At 69.3% G+C, this 16,454-nt stretch carries 15 protein-coding genes; 7 read left to right on the forward strand and 8 right to left on the reverse strand.

From position 1 onward, the window contains the following. Positions 1-40 precede the first annotated feature (40 nt). From ASF68_RS03155 to ASF68_RS03170, 4 genes are all read right to left on the reverse strand, one after another. Positions 41-1,594 (reverse strand): amidohydrolase, encoded by a 1,554-nt coding sequence (locus ASF68_RS03155; RefSeq protein WP_082498461.1) that lies wholly within the window; start codon positions 1,592-1,594, stop codon positions 41-43. Between the two features lie 37 nt (positions 1,595-1,631). Continuing rightward, a complete protein-coding gene (locus ASF68_RS03160; protein ID WP_056006697.1) occupies positions 1,632-2,633 on the reverse strand; it encodes an Fpg/Nei family DNA glycosylase in 1,002 nt (333 codons plus the stop codon). A 62-nt stretch (positions 2,634-2,695) separates the two neighbouring features. Continuing rightward, the gene (locus ASF68_RS03165) at positions 2,696-3,184 is read right to left on the reverse strand and encodes a ribose-5-phosphate isomerase (protein ID WP_056006700.1); all 489 of its coding nucleotides are present in this window, start codon (positions 3,182-3,184) and stop codon (positions 2,696-2,698) included. 35 nt (positions 3,185-3,219) lie between these two features. After that, entirely contained in the window at positions 3,220-3,843 is a 624-nt protein-coding gene (locus ASF68_RS03170; protein ID WP_056006703.1) for a DsbA family protein, read from the reverse strand. A gap of 144 nt (positions 3,844-3,987) precedes the next feature. On the opposite strand from ASF68_RS03170, the gene pepN reads away from it, so the two are divergent. The 6 genes from pepN to ASF68_RS03200 all read left to right on the forward strand — a co-directional run bounded on the left by pepN (position 3,988) and on the right by ASF68_RS03200 (position 11,906). Beyond that, positions 3,988-6,531, forward strand: a complete 2,544-nt coding sequence (gene pepN / locus ASF68_RS03175) for an aminopeptidase N (RefSeq protein ID WP_056006706.1) — start codon at positions 3,988-3,990, stop codon at positions 6,529-6,531. Positions 6,532-6,732: 201 nt separating this feature from the next. Further along, positions 6,733-7,962, forward strand: coding sequence for a sensor histidine kinase (locus tag ASF68_RS03180; RefSeq protein WP_162239334.1), 1,230 nt, complete (start codon positions 6,733-6,735; stop codon positions 7,960-7,962). Next, positions 7,959-8,633: a response regulator transcription factor gene (locus tag ASF68_RS03185; RefSeq protein ID WP_056006712.1), complete on the forward strand. Its 675-nt coding sequence runs from the start codon at positions 7,959-7,961 to the stop codon at positions 8,631-8,633. Before ASF68_RS03180 ends, ASF68_RS03185 begins: the two co-directional genes overlap by 4 nt. An 81-nt stretch (positions 8,634-8,714) precedes the next feature. After that, entirely contained in the window at positions 8,715-9,722 is a 1,008-nt protein-coding gene (locus tag ASF68_RS03190; RefSeq protein ID WP_056006714.1) for a mechanosensitive ion channel family protein, read from the forward strand. Then, the gene (locus ASF68_RS03195) at positions 9,719-10,147 is read left to right on the forward strand and encodes a globin (protein ID WP_056006716.1); all 429 of its coding nucleotides are present in this window, start codon (positions 9,719-9,721) and stop codon (positions 10,145-10,147) included. Before ASF68_RS03190 ends, ASF68_RS03195 begins: the two co-directional genes overlap by 4 nt. 76 nt (positions 10,148-10,223) lie before the next feature. Then, positions 10,224-11,906, forward strand: coding sequence for an FAD-binding dehydrogenase (locus tag ASF68_RS03200; RefSeq protein WP_056006719.1), 1,683 nt, complete (start codon positions 10,224-10,226; stop codon positions 11,904-11,906). Positions 11,907-11,909: 3 nt separating this feature from the next. Here the strand turns inward: ASF68_RS03200 and ASF68_RS03205 are convergent, their stop codons facing one another. After that, the gene (locus tag ASF68_RS03205) at positions 11,910-12,584 is read right to left on the reverse strand and encodes a hypothetical protein (protein ID WP_056006722.1); all 675 of its coding nucleotides are present in this window, start codon (positions 12,582-12,584) and stop codon (positions 11,910-11,912) included. Between the two features lie 124 nt (positions 12,585-12,708). On the opposite strand from ASF68_RS03205, the gene ASF68_RS03210 reads away from it, so the two are divergent. Further along, positions 12,709-13,581: an acyl-CoA thioesterase II gene (locus ASF68_RS03210; protein ID WP_056006724.1), complete on the forward strand. Its 873-nt coding sequence runs from the start codon at positions 12,709-12,711 to the stop codon at positions 13,579-13,581. A 26-nt stretch (positions 13,582-13,607) separates the two neighbouring features. On the opposite strand, the gene ASF68_RS03215 is transcribed toward ASF68_RS03210, so the two are convergent. The 3 genes from ASF68_RS03215 to ASF68_RS03225 all read right to left on the reverse strand — a co-directional run bounded on the left by ASF68_RS03215 (position 13,608) and on the right by ASF68_RS03225 (position 16,441). Beyond that, positions 13,608-14,081 carry a thioesterase family protein gene (locus ASF68_RS03215; RefSeq protein WP_056006727.1) on the reverse strand — a complete coding sequence of 158 codons (474 nt, stop codon included), beginning with the start codon at positions 14,079-14,081 and terminating at the stop codon, positions 13,608-13,610. Between the two features lie 84 nt (positions 14,082-14,165). Beyond that, a complete protein-coding gene (gene ettA / locus ASF68_RS03220) occupies positions 14,166-15,848 on the reverse strand; it encodes an energy-dependent translational throttle protein EttA (protein ID WP_056006730.1) in 1,683 nt (560 codons plus the stop codon). A gap of 68 nt (positions 15,849-15,916) precedes the next feature. Then, positions 15,917-16,441 (reverse strand): DUF6993 domain-containing protein, encoded by a 525-nt coding sequence (locus ASF68_RS03225; protein WP_235522549.1) that lies wholly within the window; start codon positions 16,439-16,441, stop codon positions 15,917-15,919. Between the last annotated feature and the right edge of the window lie 13 nt (positions 16,442-16,454).

The raw sequence follows: 16,454 nt of genomic DNA on the forward strand, positions 1-16,454 counted from the left end.
AACCCTCGAAGGTCCCGCAGCCCGTTCCTCCGGATCGGGGCTATCCCCCCGTCGGCGGCGACGACGCGGCGGCCGTCACCCGCCCCGCGAGCAGCGTGGCACGGACCGGCATGGTGCGGAGGGCCTCCGGAGGGCAGGTGAACGGGTCCGCGGACACGACGACGAGGTCGGCGAGGCTCCCCACCGCCACCACGTCGTCGTCGCCCCTGGTCGACGCGGCCAGCGCCTCCTCCACCGTGATGGCCTGCTCGCCGTGCCAGGCATCGCGTCCGTCCCGACTCCGGGTCACGGCGGCGGCGATGGACACCCAGGGGTCGAGGGGCGCGACCGGGGCGTCGGAACCGAGTCGCAGGGTCGCTCCGGCGTCGAGCAGACTGCGGAGCACGAACGCGCGGTCCGTGCGGCCGGCCCAGTGCACCTCCGCGATGTCCCGATCGTCCATCGCGTGTTCCGGCTGGACACTCGCGGCCGTCCCGGTCCGGGCGAACCGTTCCAGGTCCGAGGCCCGCAGCAGTTGCGCGTGCTCGATCGTCCCCCTCGCACCCGTGGTCTCGATGGCGTCGAGCGCTAGGGTGTTGGCCCGGTCGCCGATGGCGTGCACCGCGCAGTGAAGCCCGTTGGCGGTCGCCAGGGCGAGCAGGGCGGTCAGCCGCTCCGGCGGCACGTTGAGCATGCCGTGCGCATCCGACCCCGGAGCGGAACCGGGGTAGGGCGTGTCGCAACAGGCCGTGCGGGTGTTGAGCGAGCCGTCGGTGATGACCTTGAAGGGGCCGACCTGCACCAGCCCGTCCGTTCCGGCCAGTACTCCACCGGTGACGAGACCGGCGTCGATCGCCCGCTCGAGGTGCTCGGCGTAGATGCCGAAGGAGATTCGGAGCGCACGCGTGCCGTTGCCGACCCGCCGGACCCAGTCCGCGGCGTTCCACCGCATCTCGAGGTCGACGACCCCGACGACGCCCCGTGACGCCGCCTGATCGGCTGCAGCGTCGACCCATCGGTCGGAGAGCTCGGCCGCCACCTGGTCGAGCTGTTTGAGGACGGCGAACGACTCCTCCTCCCGGAGCAACCCCGTGGGGTGGTCCCCGAAGCCCGTGGCCCGCAGCGCGGCGCTGTTCAACCAGCAGCAGTGCAGGTCGGCGCTCACGAGCACGACCGCGCGGTCGGGGGCGATCTCATCCAACACCGCGAACGTCGGCAGGTCCGGCCAGAGGGCGTCCCGGAACCGCGCGCCCTCGATCCAGCCGTCGCCGTCGGGCTCCTGCGCGATGCGTTCGGCGACCAGCGCCGCCGCCTCCGCGGCCGACGCCGCCGACGACAGATCGACGCGCCTCGCCGTGCGCGCCCACTGGGTGAAGTGCACGTGATGGTCCCAGAGGCCTGGCAGCAGGAAGCCGCCGCCGCCGTCCAGGACGCCGGGGTCGCCGTCGCGGAGGACCTCGGGGTCCGCAGGACGGATCGCGACGATGGCACCGTCCTCCAGGAGGACGTCGACCCGTTCGGTGTCGGACGCGCCTCCGCGGCGCGGGCCCGACAGGTGGACGTCGGCGATCGTCGTGACGACGTCGCCGACGGATCCAGGGCGGTGCTCGGTCATCACATCGGTCCTCGTCGGTTCGTCGGGCGGGTTCGGATCAGCGTTGGCAGTTCGGGCACCAGTACAGCTTGCGGGCACCCATCTCCTCGAGCAGGATGTTCGTCCCGCAGACCCGACAGGGCAGCCCCTCGCGCTTGTAGACCCAGTGGCGATCGGCGCGGTTGGCCATCGCGAGTCGGTAGTCGGCGGGCGAGAGGTCGTCCATCGTCATCATCTGCCCGGTCTCCACTCCGATCGCGAGCAGTCTCGTCCAGTCGGCCCAGATCTCGCGCAGCGTCTCCTCCGGGACGGTCTTGCCCGTGCGGTGCGGGTCCAGTCGCGCGCGGAACAGCAGTTCGGCGCGATAGACGTTGCCGATGCCGCTGACGATCTGCTGGTCCATCAGCAGCAGACCGATCGGCGAACCCTTCCGGTGCGCTCGGGAGACGAACCGTTCGCCGGCCTCGGCACTCGGGTCGAGCAGCGGGTCCGGTCCGAGCCGGTCGATGACCGCTTGGACCCCGGCCGAGTCAATGACCTCGCAGGCGGTCGGGCCGCGGAGGTCGGCGACGGTGGTGTCGGTCAGCAGACGCACGCGCACCTGTCCGACGGGCTCGGGAGGGAACCGCTCGTCCAGCTCGGCGAGAGGACTCGACTGCTCGGACATCCGTACGCGGGCCCGACGCGGCGCACCGATGCTGTGCAGCGAATTCTCCCCGTCGAGGTCCAGGATCGGCTCGTCGTCATCGTCGACGACGGTCCCCCGCTGGTTCGTCTGGCCCATGCGCCCGTTCGCGGCGGCGATGGTCGGGTCGGAATGGATGTCTCCGGCGAAGTCCCATGCACCGTAGAGCCCCAGGTGGACCCGCAGCCACAGGCCGTCGTCGAATTCGAGGAACATCTGCTTACCCACGGCTTTGGCGTCCGTGACGGTCCGTCCGTCGAGGACCGAGGCGCCCTCCGCGAACCGTCCCTGTGGCGACGACACCGCGACGCGGTGACCCACGAAGTTCTGGCGGAACTGGCGGGCGATGCGATGAACGGAGTGCCCCTCGGGCATGGTGACTCCTCACTCGGGTGGCGGCGCGGTCGAGCGGCGCCGCAGTGGCGATGGCGGACGCGTCAGTCGTCGACGTGCTTGCCGGCGATGGTGCCGGTCGCCTCGTACTCCGCGAGTTGGGCGATACGACGGGCGTGGCGTTCCTCGAGGCTGAACGGTTCGGCGATGAACGCGTCGATGAACGACACCGCCTCGTCGATCGAGTGCTGCCTGGCGCCGATGGAGATGACGTTGGCGTCGTTGTGCTGCCGGGCGAGCTGGGCCGTGCTCAGGTTCCAGACGAGCGCGGCGCGGACACCGATGACCTTGTTCGCGGCGATCTGTTCACCGTTGCCCGACCCGCCGAACACCACGCCGAGCGCTTCCACTCCGGCTTGCTGGTCCCGCACGACCGCCTTCGCGGCGTTGATGCAGAAGGAGGGGTAGTCGTCCAGAGCGTCGTACACCGTGGGGCCGTGGTCGACGACGTCGTGACCCGCTGCGCGCAGGTGGTCCTGAAGGGTGCGGCTGAGCTCGAGACCGGCGTGATCGGTGGCGATGTGGATGCGCATGTGGAAAGTCTAGGGTTCCGGACGCGCAGCTCGGGTCAGTCGAAGATCGGGTCAGCCGTGCGGCTGCGCTTGAGCTCGAAGAAGCCCGGGTAGGCCGCCGCGGCGACGACACCGTCCCACAGGGCGAAGGCTTGGTCACCCTTCGGTGCGGGCGAGATGACCGGCCCGAAGAAGGCGACGTCGTCGATCGCGATGACGGGCGTGCCGACGTCCTGCCCGACCCGCCCGATGCCGTCGAAGTGGCTCTCGCGCATGGGGCCGTCGTACGCATCCGTCTTCGACGCTTCGGCGAGCGCCGCAGGGAGTCCGGTCTCCGCGAGGGCTTCGGCGATGACGGCGTCGACGTCCTCAGCGCGTCCTCCCGGGTGGATCCGGGTGCCGAGTGCGTCGTAGAGCGGCTTGACGACCTCTTGGCCGTGTTCCTGGGCCGCGGCGGCGACGAGGCGGGTGTACCGGAGCGCGCGGGGGAAGAACGCCCGGTAGTCGTCGCTCACGTCCTGGTCCTCGTTGAGGACGGCCAGGCTCATGATGTGCCAGGTGACGTCGAGGTTGCGGGCCTCGGTGACCTCGTCGACCCAACGTGAGGTCATCCAGGCCCACGGGCAGGAGGGGTCGAACCAGAAGTCGACGCGGGTGGTGTCTGCGGCGGAAGTCGTCATGCCGCAACCCTACGCTCCACCCGCCCCCATCGCTCCGGGAGTGGACGCACACCGGGTCTAGGCTGGTTGCTCGTGCCGGGGTCGTCACAAGCGACCACGTGCAGTTCACACGTCACGTGTCCATCAACACACCAGGGAGCAGCTGTGCCAGGAGAGAACCTCACCCGAGTCGAGGCCCAGGAGCGCAGGGCGCTCGTCGACACGTCGAGCTACGAGGTCGTGCTCGACCTCACGACCGGTCCCGAGGTGTTCCGCAGCACCACGACGGTCCGGTTCACGGGTGAGCCCGGTTCCTCGACCTTCATCGACGCCATCACCCGCACGGTCCACTCCGTCACGCTGAACGGCGTCGAGCTCGATCCGGCGACAGTGTCCGACGGGATCCGCATCCAGCTCGACGGCCTCGCCGCCGAGAACGTGCTCGTCGTCGACGCGGACTCCGAGTACACCAACACGGGCGAGGGCCTCCACCGCTTCGTCGACCCGGTCGACGGCGAGGTCTACCTGTACAGCCAGTTCGAGGTCCCCGACTCCCGCCGGGTGTTCGCCGTCTTCGAGCAGCCGGATCTGAAGGCGTCCTTCACCTTCACCGTCACCGCCCCCGCGGCCTGGGAGGTCGTCAGCAACTCCCCGACGCCCGAGCCGGTCCCCGCGCACGACGGCGCTGCGACGTGGAGCTTCGCGCCGACGCAGCGCATCTCGTCCTACATCACCGCGATCGTCGCCGGCCCGTACGACGTGGTCCGCAGCGAGCTCACCTCGAGCGACGGCCGCACCATCCCGCTCGGCGTGTTCGCGCGGAAGAGCCTCGCCGAATACCTCGACGCCGACTACATCTTCGAGAAGACGCGGCAGGGGTTCGCCTACTACGAGGAGAAGTTCTCCTACGCATACCCGTTCGAGAAGTACGACCAGCTCTTCGTCCCCGAGTTCAACGCCGGAGCGATGGAGAACGCCGGCGCGGTGACCTTCACGGAGACGTACGTGTTCCGCTCGAAGGTGACCGACGCCATCAAGGAGCGTCGCGTCGTCACGATCCTGCACGAGCTCGCCCACATGTGGTTCGGCGACCTCGTCACCATGAAGTGGTGGAACGACCTCTGGCTGAACGAGTCCTTCGCGGAGTGGGCGTCGACGATCGCCACCGCTGAGGCCACGGAGTGGACCGAGGCCTGGACGACGTTCAACGCGATGGAGAAGACCTGGGCGTACCGCCAGGACCAGCTCCCCTCCACGCACCCCATCGTCGCGACGATCAACGATCTCGAGGACGTGCAGGTCAACTTCGACGGCATCACCTACGCGAAGGGCGGCTCGGTCCTGAAGCAGCTCGCGGCATGGGTCGGGATCGAGGCGTTCTTCGCCGGCGTCGGCAACTACTTCCGGAAGCACGAGTTCGGGAACACCGTGCTCGACGACCTCCTGGTCGAACTGGAGGCGACGAGCGGTCGTGACCTCCGCGAGTGGTCGAAGCTCTGGCTCGAGACCTCCGGTGTCGGGACGCTCAGCCCCGAGTTCACGGTCGACTCAGACGGCACGTTCACGGTGTTCGCCGTCCGCCAGACGGTTCCGGAGGCGTACGCCACCCTGCGTCCCCACCGCCTCGCCATCGGCCTCTACCGCTTGCAGGACGGCAAGCTCGTCCGCACCGAGCGCGTCGAACTCGACGTCGACGGTTCCCTCACCGAGGTGCCGGAGCTCCTCGGCAAGACGCAGCCCGACCTCGTCCTGCTGAACGACGACGACCTCGCCTACGCGAAGATCCGACTCGACGAGCGCTCCCTCGCGACGGCGATCGGCCACCTCGCCTCGATCGAGGATCCGCTGGCCCGCTCGCTCGTGTGGGGTGCTGCGTGGGATGCGACGCGCGACGCCGAGTCCACCGCGTCCGACTACGTCGACCTCGTGCTCGGCAACATCGCGACCGAGACCGAGTCGACCACGCTCCGCACGACGCTCGGACAGCTCGGGCTCGCCGCGCGGAACTACGTCGCCCCCGAACGCCGCCTCGACACCGTCGAGCGCGTCGGCGACGCCCTCTGGGCCCTCGCGCAGGACGCGGAGGCCGGGTCGGACGCCCAGTTCCAGTTCGTGAAGTTCTTCGCTTCCCTCGCGTCGACGCCCGAGCACGGCGAGCACCTCCGGGCGCTGCGCGACGGCACGACCTCGCTGCAGGGGCTCGAGATCGACACCGACCTCCGATGGGAGCTGCTCGAGGGCCTGGTGCTCCTGGGCCTCGCGGACGGTTCCGACATCGACGCGGCGCTGGCGGCGGACAACACGGCCAACGGCGCACAGGCGGCCGCACGTGCGCGTGCGACCATCCCCACGACCGAGGGGAAGCGCGCCGCGTTCGACTCCGTCGTCGAGCAGGACGACCAGCCGAACGCCATCGTGCGGAACGTGGGACTCGGGTTCGGTCACGTCATCGACCCCGCAGTCCTCGAGCCGCTCGTGGAGCCCTACTTCGCCGCGCTGACGACGGTCTGGGAGTCGCGGAGCTACAAGATCGCCGAGTACATCGTGGAAGGCCTCTACCCCTCCGCGCTCGCCTCAACCGAGCTGCGGGACCGCACCCGTGCGTGGTTGGACGCCAACCCGGAGGTCCCGGCGCTGCGTCGCATGCTCGTCGAAGCCCTCGCGGGTGTCGAACGGGCGCTCGCGGCACAGGCACGGGACGCCGCGTGACCTCCGCCACCGGATAGCACCGCGGTACCAGACGCACCACCTGAGGACCCCTCCACGGCACGACCCGCCGCGGAGGGGTTCTCCGTATCCTTGGAGGATGAGCGGCCCTGTGAACGATGTCCGGCCCTCCGGGTCGTCCTCTCGATGACCGACCCGGTGCAGGCGTCCGTCCGCGACCGCTCGGCGACAGAGACTTCCCTGATGCTCCCCCGGCCACCGGGGGTCGTCCGGCGCTGGTGGGCCAGGCACCCCTGGACGGCTGACGCTTTGATCGCAGCGGGGTACCTCCTCGTGGCACTCTCCGTCAGCACGGCGGAGTGGTTCGACGTCGACCTGGCGACCCAGCCGTCGCGGATCGCCCTCGCGGTGGCCATCGTCGCCGTCACGACCCTCGCCGTCCTCCTGCGGCGCCGTCGACCGCTCACGATGGCACTGATCGTGATCGCGGTCGGACTCGTGTCGGTCGCGCAGACCGTGGCCGTCGATGCCTTCGCCGTGCCGGTCCTCCTGTACTCCGTCGCCGTCTACCGCGGAGTCGCCCTCGGCTGGCGGGCCTTCGCCGCAGCCGCGTTCGTGGCGATCCTGGCTCCGTTCCTCCCGTGGGCTGCGCCGCAGGCACCAGGCGAGCCGGAGCAGACCATCATCTCCGTCGTGCTCTTCGCGCTGTTCGGCCTCCTCGTCGGCATCAACGTCGGCAACCGGAAGCGCTACGTCCAGGCCCTCGTGGACCGCGCAGCACAGCTCGCGCGCGAGCGTGACCAGCAGGCTCAGCTCGCCGCCGTCGCCGAACGCACCCGCATCGCGCGGGAGATGCACGACATCGTCTCCCACAGTCTCACGGTGATCGTCGCCCTCTCTGAAGGCGCCCTCGCGACCAAGGACCCGACGGCGTCGCGAGCCGCCATGACCGCGGTCACCGACGCCGCGCGCACCTCACTGGTCGACATGCGACGCATGCTCGGCGTGCTCCGCGAGACCGGGAGCGCACCCCTCGCACCACAGCCTGACGCAGCTTCGATCCCCGCACTCGTGCAGACCTTCCGTGGGCTCGGACTCCCGGTCACCCTAACCGACTCCGGTCCCCCGACCGACGACCCCTCGATCCTGCTCGCCGTGCACCGCATCACCCAGGAGGCGCTCACCAACGCCCTGCGGTATTCGGAACGGCCGAAGCGCGTCGACGTCGTCATCACCTCGTACGACGACCGCATCGAGCTCATCGTCGAGAACGACGGCTCCATCCCGGACGCGCCGTCGCTCGGCGCAGGTCAGGGGCTGCTCGGGCTCCGCGAGCGGGTGGCGTTCCAGGGAGGCCGGGTCACGGCGGGCGTGGTCGGCGATCGCCTCTGGCGTGTGCACGCCGTGCTCCCGAGGGATCCCGGTGCAGCACGATCCCGTCCGACCCCCGATCCGCGAGGAACCACACCATGACCGACCCCATCCGCATCCTGCTCGTCGACGACCAGCAGCTCATCCGACTCGGCTTCGGCCTCGTCCTCGGCGCCGAGGACGACCTGAGCGTCATCGGTGAGGCGTCCAACGGTGCCGAGGCGATCGACCTCGCCGCCAGGCTACGACCCGACGTGATCCTGATGGACGTCCGGATGCCGGGCCTCGACGGGATCGAGGCGACCCGCCGGATCGTCGCGGCGCACCCCGACAGCCGCATCATCATCCTCACGACCTTCGACCTCGACGAGTACGCGTTCGGCGCGCTGCGGGCCGGCGCCAGCGGCTTCCTCCTCAAGGACGCCCTTCCCCACGAGCTGACGTCCGCGATCCGCGCTGTGCACGCCGGCGACGCCGCCGTGTCCACCCGGGTCACCAAGCGGATGCTCGAGCTCTTCGCGACGGCGCTCCCCGGCAGCGCGGCCGACACAGCCGAGGGATCGGCGGCGGGGCTCGCCGACCTGACCCCGCGTGAGCACGACATCCTCGTCGCCATGGCGGAAGGGCTCAGCAACGCGGAGATCGCGGCGCACTTCATCCTCTCCGAATCGACGGTCAAGACCCACGTGGGGCGCGTCCTCATGAAGCTGCAGTTGCGAGACCGTGTGCAGGCCGTCATCTTCGCCTACAAGCACGGGCTCGTCCGTCCATGACCGTCCGTCCGGTCGACGTGCGGCTGCCGTCCGGCCCGCTCACACGATTCACTCCAGCACGCTGAGTACACTGAGCCGGATATGAACTGGGATGAGCTCTGGCCGGACGTGACCGCATTCCTCTGGACCGCGGGTTGGAAGATCATCGGCGTGGTGGTCGTGATCGGATTGGCCTTCGCCGCCGCCTGGGTGTTGCGCTTCGTGATCCGGCGGGTCGTCGGACGCATCGTCAGCGGCGTCAAGAAGAGCGCCGACGTCACCGACACGCAGTCGTTGCTGGCCTCGCCGCTCGCAGCGGTCAGGCTCGTCCAGCGCACCAGGACACTCGGCACCGTCCTCAGCAACATCGTGAACGTCACCATCGTCATCGTCGCCGCCATCCTCGTCGTGAACGTGATCGACTCGAGCATCATCGGGTCCTTCGCGCTCCTCACCGCAGCGGTCGGTGCCGGTCTCGGTTTCGGAGCGCAGAACATCGTCAAGGACATCCTCAACGGGCTGTTCATGGTGGTCGAGGATCAGCTCGGCGTCGGCGACGTCGTCGACCTCGGACCGGCGACCGGCGTCGTCGAGACGGTGGGTATCCGCATCACCCAGGTGCGCGACGTGAACGGGACGCTGTGGTTCGTCCGCAACGGCGAGATCCTGCGCGTCGGCAACATGTCGCAGGGCTGGTCCCGGGTCATCATCGACCTGGCCATCCCCTACGACGCCGATGTCGAAGCCGTCCAGGAGCGCATGCTCACCACGGCGAACGACCTCGCCCACGACCCGAAGTGGCGTTCCCGCATCCTCGAGAAGCCCGAGCTGTGGGGCCTCGAGTCGGTCTCGGCCGATGCCCTGATCATCCGCCTGGTCATCAAGACGCGCACGAGCTCGAAGGACGACGTCGCGCGCGAACTCCGGATGCGACTGAAGCGCGCCGTCGACGAGATGGGTGTCAAGCTCCCGGCGTTGAACAGCATCGTCCTCTCCGGCTTCGAAGGCGCCGCGAGTGTCACCGGTTCCCGGCCGCCGCGGACCCACCCGACCACAGTCGTCCCGCCCAGGGCGCCGAAGACCAAGCGACCCCCGAGAGCGGAACGATGACCGACCAGCAGCCGCCAGGGATGTCCTTCTACGAGCAGGTCGGCGGTCGTCCGACGTTCCAGCGGCTCGTCGACGAGTTCTACCGGGGAGTCGCCGGCGACCCGGTCCTGAAACCGATGTATCCGGAGGAGGACCTCGGCCCTGCGGCCGAACGACTCATGCTGTTCCTCGAGCAGTACTGGGGCGGCCCGGGGACGTACAGCGCCGAACGCGGGCACCCACGGCTGCGTCTCAGGCACCAGCCCTTCCACGTGAATCCCGACGCTCGGGACCGCTGGTTGCTCCACATGCGCAGCGCCGTCGACAGCCTCGACCTGGCCCCGGTCCACGAGGCGACCCTCTGGGACTACCTGGAGCGCGCAGCCCACGCGATGGTGAACACCTTCGACGACGATCCAGGGGCACCACGCCGCAGCCTCCTCTGATTCCGACGCCGATTCCGCGCGTTCCGACACGGCGGCCGTAGGATCGGACGCACGTCCGTGCCGAAGGAGTCACCAGATGTCCGCAACCGCCCCTCCCTCCCCGTCCGCCGACCGAACCGAGGCCGACGCGATCGTCATCGGGAGTGGGCTGGCCGGCCTCGTCGCCACCGCCGAACTCATCGCCGCTGGGAAACGGGTCATCCTGGTGGAGCAGGAGTCGGAGTCGAACCTCGGCGGACAGGCGCACTGGTCGTTCGGCGGCCTGTTCCTCGTCGACTCCCCCGAGCAGCGCCACCTCGGGGTGCGGGACTCGCTCGAGTTGGCGACGCAGGACTGGTTCGGTGCCGCCGCGTTCGATCGGCCGGAGGACCACTGGCCGAAACGGTGGGCGGAGGCCTACCTCGACTTCGCCGCGGGCGAGAAGCGCGCCTGGCTGCACGAGCAGGGCATGCGGTTCTTCCCCGTCGTGGGCTGGGCGGAACGCGGCGGCTACGGCGCCATCGGACACGGCAACTCCGTCCCACGGTTCCACATCACCTGGGGCACCGGCCCCGGCGTCGTGGAGCCCTTCGTCCGCCGCGTCAACCAGGGTGTCGCCGACGGCTCGGTGTCGCCGCACTTCCGGCATCGCGTCGACGAGCTCCTCACCGAGGACGGCGCGGTCGTCGGCGTCCGAGGGTCCGTCCTCGCCCCGTCGGCCGCGATGCGGGGCGAGAGCAGCTCACGCGACGTGGTCGGCGAGTTCACCTGCCGCGCTCCGGCCGTCCTCGTGGCGAGCGGTGGCATCGGCGGCAATCACGACCTCGTCCGCGAGCACTGGCCAGCCCGTCTCGGCCAGCCGCCGACGACGATGCTCTCCGGAGTCCCCGCCCACGTCGACGGCCGCATGCTGGGCATCAGCGAACGCGCGGGCGGACGCCTCATCAACCGCGACCGGATGTGGCACTACGTCGAGGGCATCACCAACTGGGACCCGATCTGGCCCCAGCACGGCATCCGGATCCTGCCCGGGCCGTCGTCGCTCTGGTTCGACGCGACCGGTCACCGTCTCCCGGTACCGCTCTACCCCGGGTTCGACACGCTCGGCACCCTCGAGCACCTGCGCGCCACCGGCCACGATCACAGCTGGTTCGTCCTCACCCAACGGATCATCGAGAAGGAGTTCGCGCTATCGGGGAGCGAGCAGAACCCCGACCTGACCGGCAAGGACCTCGGCCTGCTCGCGAAGCGCATCGGACCCGGCGCCCCCGGCCCGGTCGAAGCGTTCAAGGAACACGGTGTGGACTTCATCGTCGCCGACACGATCACGGAACTCGTGGCGGGGATGCAGGCGTCCACCCCCGAGACGGCGATCGACGGCCGCAACGTCATCGCGGAGGTCGAGGCGCGCGATCGCGAGATGGACAACCCGTTCACGAAGGATCTGCAGATCACCGCTCTCCGCGGCGCACGCGCCTACCGCGGCGACAAGCTCATCCGCGTGGCGGCACCGCACCGACTGCTCGACCCGAAAGCCGGCCCGCTCATCGCGGTCAAGCTGCACGTGCTGACCCGCAAGAGCCTCGGCGGGCTGGAGACCGACCTCTCGAGCCGCGTCCTCGGCGCTGACGGGAACCCGGTGCCCGGTCTCTTCGCGGCGGGAGAGGCTGCCGGGTTCGGCGGCGGAGGCGTCCACGGCTACCGGGCGCTCGAGGGGACCTTCCTCGGCGGCTGCCTGTTCACCGGTCGCGTGGCCGGCCGCGCGATGGCCGGCGTCTGAGCGTCAGGAAACGGCGTTGGCCAGCACGTGACCACGCCGGGTGCTCAGTCGCACCCACCCGCCGGAACGGAACACCGTCGCTCGCTCCGGTTCCGCGATGAACCCCAGGCCCACGGCCGCGAACGCCGCCCCGGTCGGAAGACCGAAGCCGTCGCCGAGTGGCCTCGACCACACCTGCGACCGCACCTTCTGGACGATCTGGTCCCCGACAGCCGTCGGAAGCGCCTCGGCGATCTCCGTGGCGCCCGTCCTGGCGACGAGTTCGAGCTCGATCGTGTCCACGTCGCCGACGCGTTCCCAGCCGCCGCGCGGCGGCGCCTGGCCGACCCACGGGGCCGTCCTGGTCGACCGCGGGAGCTCGAGCGACGCCGACGCTGATCCGTCGGGTCGTCCGGTCGTCGAGCCGCCGAGTGTGCGCACGATCCGGTCGATGAGTTCGCGCGGGGTCGCCAGGACGTCGGCCGAGGCAGCGTGGGCGAGGGCGAAGGTGCGCATGCCGATGATCGTCGGGCTGCGATCGAGCAGACCCTGCGGGTGCAGCACGGGGGCGGAGACCGCCAGGACGTGGTCGGCGGCGAGGAGCCGGACTCCGGAATCGTCGATCCGGCTGGCTCGCGCGAGGAACGTGCGGAGGTCGGCGAGCGAGTCGGCGTCGAGGAGGTGCAGGGTGGTGGACATCTCCTCTCAATGTACGCCACCGCCGCGTCGGCTCCGGGACATCGTGAGCCTGCCGTGGATAGACTCGGCGGGTCGGATCGGGCGTCGCTGTGGTGCGCCGGTCCCCGACGGAAAGGCGTACCCCGTGAAGGAACCGATCGAATCCCTACTGACCGCGCTCGACCTGAGCGCGCCCGGCGTCCGCACCGATGAGGACATCTTCACCGGGCCGTCGCAGTGGATGCCGCAGGGGCGGGTGTTCGGGGGTCAGGTCCTCGCGCAGTCCGTCGTCGCCGCGACGCGGACCGTCGACGCGGAGCGCATCATCCACTCGATGCACGGGTACTTCCTGCGTCCTGGCGACGTCGACCAGCCCATCACCTTCGCCGTCGACCGCATCCACGACGGCCGGTCGTTCGCGACGCGGCGCACCCAGGCGTATCAGAACGGCGTACCGATCCTCTCGATGATCGCCTCCTTCCAGACGCAGGATGCGGGCCCTGAGCACCAGATCGACCTCCCGGCGGGCCTTCCCGATCCGGAGACGCTGCCGTCCGCCGCCGAGATCCTCCACGGGATCGACCACCCGGCGGCCGAGGCCTGGGCCACCGGGCGACCGTTCGACCTCAGACACGTCGGCTCCCCCGTGTACCTCCGGGTGGAGGGCGAACGTACGGCCCAGCAGGCGGTCTGGTTCAAGACCATCGGCGAGCTACCTGACGACCCGGCGCTCCACCGCGCGGCACTGGCCTACGCGAGCGACTACACGATCCTCGAACCGGTGATGCGACGCCATGGTGTCCCATGGGCCACACCCGGCATCAAGATCGCCAGCCTCGACCACGCCATGTGGTGGCACCGGCCGGCCCGGGTGGACGAGTGGCTCGTCTACCTGCAGGACTCCCCCAGCGCGACCGGTGGCCGCGGGCTGTCACTCGGCCGCATCTACGACCGGGCCGGGTCGCTCGTGGCGAGCGTGGCTCAGGAAGGCATGGTCCGCTTCCCGACACCCCGCTGATCCGGTGTCATGACGAGATGCCGCGCTCAGCGACGCGAGAACTCGATCGGGTCCTCGATGAACGGTTCCCACACGGCGCGCTCCGCATCTGAGATCCGTCGAGGCTTCATGGTCTTCGCGTCGACCATCACGACCGTCGTCGCGGCGCGGGCGTAGAGCGTCTGCGGCTCAGTACCGCGCGGAGAGTAGACCTCGTAGGCGACCTGCAGGCTGGCTCCCCCGATCTTGCCCATCCAGAGCTGGACGTCGAGCGGATCGCGCTGATACGGGATCGGGGCCAGGTATTCGATCTCCTGATGGGCGACGAGCGTGATCGTCTCCGCGTCGAGACTCGCGTCGATGACCGCCGTCGGCGGCGCCTCCTCCGATGCGAGCGTCGGGATCCAGAACACCCTCACACGCGCCTCTTCGAGGAGCTTCAGCATGGAGGCGTTGTTCACGTGGTTGAAGGCGTCGAGGTCGCCCCATCGCAACGGGATCGGCACGTGGAGTCTGGTCATCGGTGAACCTTCCCTGTTCAGGCTGGTGGGAGACGGACGAGTGACGGCCCATCAGCCGGAGCCGATGGGCCGTCCTCGTCACACTCAGTCGCGGGTGAGCTTCCGGTACGCGGAGCGGTGAGGCTTCGCGGCGTCCGGGCCCAGGCGCTTGATCTTGTCCTCTTCGTAGGACTCGAAGTTGCCCTCGAACCAGTGCCAGTTCGACGGGTTCTCCTCGGTGCCCTCGTAGGAGAGGATGTGGGTCGCGATGCGGTCGAGGAACCACCGGTCGTGGGTGATGACCACGGCACAACCCGGGAACTCGAGGAGCGCGTTCTCGAGGCTCGACAGCGTCTCGACGTCGAGGTCGTTGGTCGGTTCGTCGAGCAGCAGGAGGTTTCCACCCTGCTTGAGCGTCAGCGCGAGGTTGAGGCGGTTGCGCTCACCACCGGACAGGACGCCGGCCTTCTTCTGCTGGTCTGGGCCCTTGAAACCGAACGTCGACACGTAGGCGCGCGACGGGATCTCCTGGTTGCCGACCTGGATGTAGTCGAGTCCTTCGGACACGACCTCCCAGAGCGTCTTGTTGGGATCGATGCCCCCGCGGGACTGGTCGACGTAGGAGAGCTTCACGGTCTCGCCGACCTTGAGCTCGCCGGCGTCGAGCGGCTCGAGACCGACGATGGTCTTGAACAGCGTGGTCTTACCGACACCGTTGGGGCCGATGATGCCGACGATACCGTTGCGCGGCAGGCTGAACGACAGGTCGTCGATGAGGACGCGTCCGTCGAAGCCCTTCTGCAGCTTCTTGGCTTCGAGGACCGTCGAGCCGAGGCGCGGGCCGGCGGGGATCTGGATCTCTTCGAAGTCGAGCTTCCTGGTGCGCTCCGCCTCAGACGCCATCTCTTCATACCGGGCCAGACGAGCCTTGGACTTCACCTGGCGACCCTTGGCGTTGCTGCGGACCCACTCGAGTTCGCTCGCGAGGCGCTTGGCGAGCTTGGCGTCCTTCTTCCCCTGGACGTTGAGGCGCTCGCCCTTCTTCTCGAGGTAGGTCGAGTAGTTGCCCTCGTAGGGGTAGAGACGACCGCGGTCGATCTCGCAGATCCATTCCGCGACGTGGTCGAGGAAGTACCGGTCGTGGGTGACGGCGAGCACGGCGCCTGCGTACTGGGCCAGGTGCTGCTCGAGCCAGAGCACGCTCTCCGCGTCGAGGTGGTTGGTCGGTTCGTCGAGCAGCAGGAGGTCGGGCTTCTGCAGGAGGAGCTTGCAGAGCGCGACGCGACGCTTCTCACCACCGGAGAGGTGGGCGACGGTGGCGTCGGAGGGTGGGCAGCGCAGGGCGTCCATCGCCTGCTCCAACTGGGAGTCGAGGTCCCAGGCGTCGGCGGCGTCGATCGCCTCCTGCAGCACACCCATCTCGGCGAGCAGGGCGTCGAAGTCGGCGTCGGGCTCGGCCATCGCGAGCGAAATCTCGTTGAAGCGGTCGATCTTGCCCTTGATCTCGCCGACGCCCTCCTGGACGTTCTCGAGTACCGTCTTGTCCTCGTCGAGTTCCGGCTCCTGCATGAGGATGCCGACGCTGAAGCCCGGCGTGAGCTTCGCCTCGCCGTTCGAGGGGGTGTCGATTCCCGCCATGATCTTCAGGATCGTGGACTTACCGGCACCGTTCGGGCCGACGACGCCGATCTTCGCTCCGGGCAGGAACGCCATCGTCACGTCGTCGAGGATGAGCTTGTCGCCGACCGCCTTGCGGGCGCGGACCATCGAGTAAATGTATTCAGCCATGTCGCCGTCCAGTCTACGGGCGGACCCGGCGTTTGCGATGCACGTCGACGGCCATGGCCGTCCGGCCGCTACCAGTCGATCGGACGCGTGGCGCCGATGAGGCACCGGCCGGTGTCGAGCAGCGGCACCACGGAGGAGTGATACCCCGTCGCCGGCCCGTTCTGCCCCAGGATGCACTGTCCCTGCCACCGGATCGAGAACTGGATCGAGTCCGCCGGCTCACCGATGCTCGTGGTGTCGGAGGAGACCTCCATCTCCGCCTTCGGGAACCCTGCCGCCACGAGCCCGTCGATGATGGCCTGGCCTCCGGCAGCCGGATTCGCCGCCAGGGTGGCCGCGTTCACGGTGTCGAAGAACGGCAGGTTGTCGGCGGCGGTACCCTCCGGCTGCAGCACGGGTGCCGCTGCCGGTGTCTCGGTGGGCGTCGGCGCCTGGGTCGCCGTGGGCGTCGGGACGGGCGCAGGCTGCGCGCAGCCGGTCAGGCCGAGACCGAGGGCACCGAGCACCACGACCACGCCGAGTCCGATGGACGACGAGCGACGACGGACCGGGCTGACGACGGAGGCGGGGCGATCACGAAGGCTCTTCTGCACGTCGAGCAGTCTA

This window comes from Plantibacter sp. Leaf314 (assembly GCF_001423185.1).
In the GTDB taxonomy this organism is placed as follows: Bacteria; Actinomycetota; Actinomycetes; order Actinomycetales; family Microbacteriaceae; genus Plantibacter.

Bases quoted from the DNA above. Each gene is read 5' to 3' on its own strand.
- ASF68_RS03155 (WP_082498461.1), bottom strand. From the start codon at position 1,594: ATGACCGAGCACCGCCCTGGATCCGTCGGCGACGTCGTCACGACGATC.
- ASF68_RS03160 (WP_056006697.1), bottom strand. From the start codon at position 2,633: ATGCCCGAGGGGCACTCCGTTCATCGCATCGCCCGCCAGTTCCGCCAG.
- ASF68_RS03165 (WP_056006700.1), bottom strand. From the start codon at position 3,184: ATGCGCATCCACATCGCCACCGATCACGCCGGTCTCGAGCTCAGCCGC.
- ASF68_RS03170 (WP_056006703.1), bottom strand. From the start codon at position 3,843: ATGACGACTTCCGCCGCAGACACCACCCGCGTCGACTTCTGGTTCGAC.
- ASF68_RS03180 (WP_162239334.1), top strand. From the start codon at position 6,733: ATGCTCCCCCGGCCACCGGGGGTCGTCCGGCGCTGGTGGGCCAGGCAC.
- ASF68_RS03185 (WP_056006712.1), top strand. From the start codon at position 7,959: ATGACCGACCCCATCCGCATCCTGCTCGTCGACGACCAGCAGCTCATC.
- ASF68_RS03190 (WP_056006714.1), top strand. From the start codon at position 8,715: ATGAACTGGGATGAGCTCTGGCCGGACGTGACCGCATTCCTCTGGACC.
- ASF68_RS03195 (WP_056006716.1), top strand. From the start codon at position 9,719: ATGACCGACCAGCAGCCGCCAGGGATGTCCTTCTACGAGCAGGTCGGC.
- ASF68_RS03200 (WP_056006719.1), top strand. From the start codon at position 10,224: ATGTCCGCAACCGCCCCTCCCTCCCCGTCCGCCGACCGAACCGAGGCC.
- ASF68_RS03205 (WP_056006722.1), bottom strand. From the start codon at position 12,584: ATGTCCACCACCCTGCACCTCCTCGACGCCGACTCGCTCGCCGACCTC.
- ASF68_RS03215 (WP_056006727.1), bottom strand. From the start codon at position 14,081: ATGACCAGACTCCACGTGCCGATCCCGTTGCGATGGGGCGACCTCGAC.
- ettA (WP_056006730.1), bottom strand. From the start codon at position 15,848: ATGGCTGAATACATTTACTCGATGGTCCGCGCCCGCAAGGCGGTCGGC.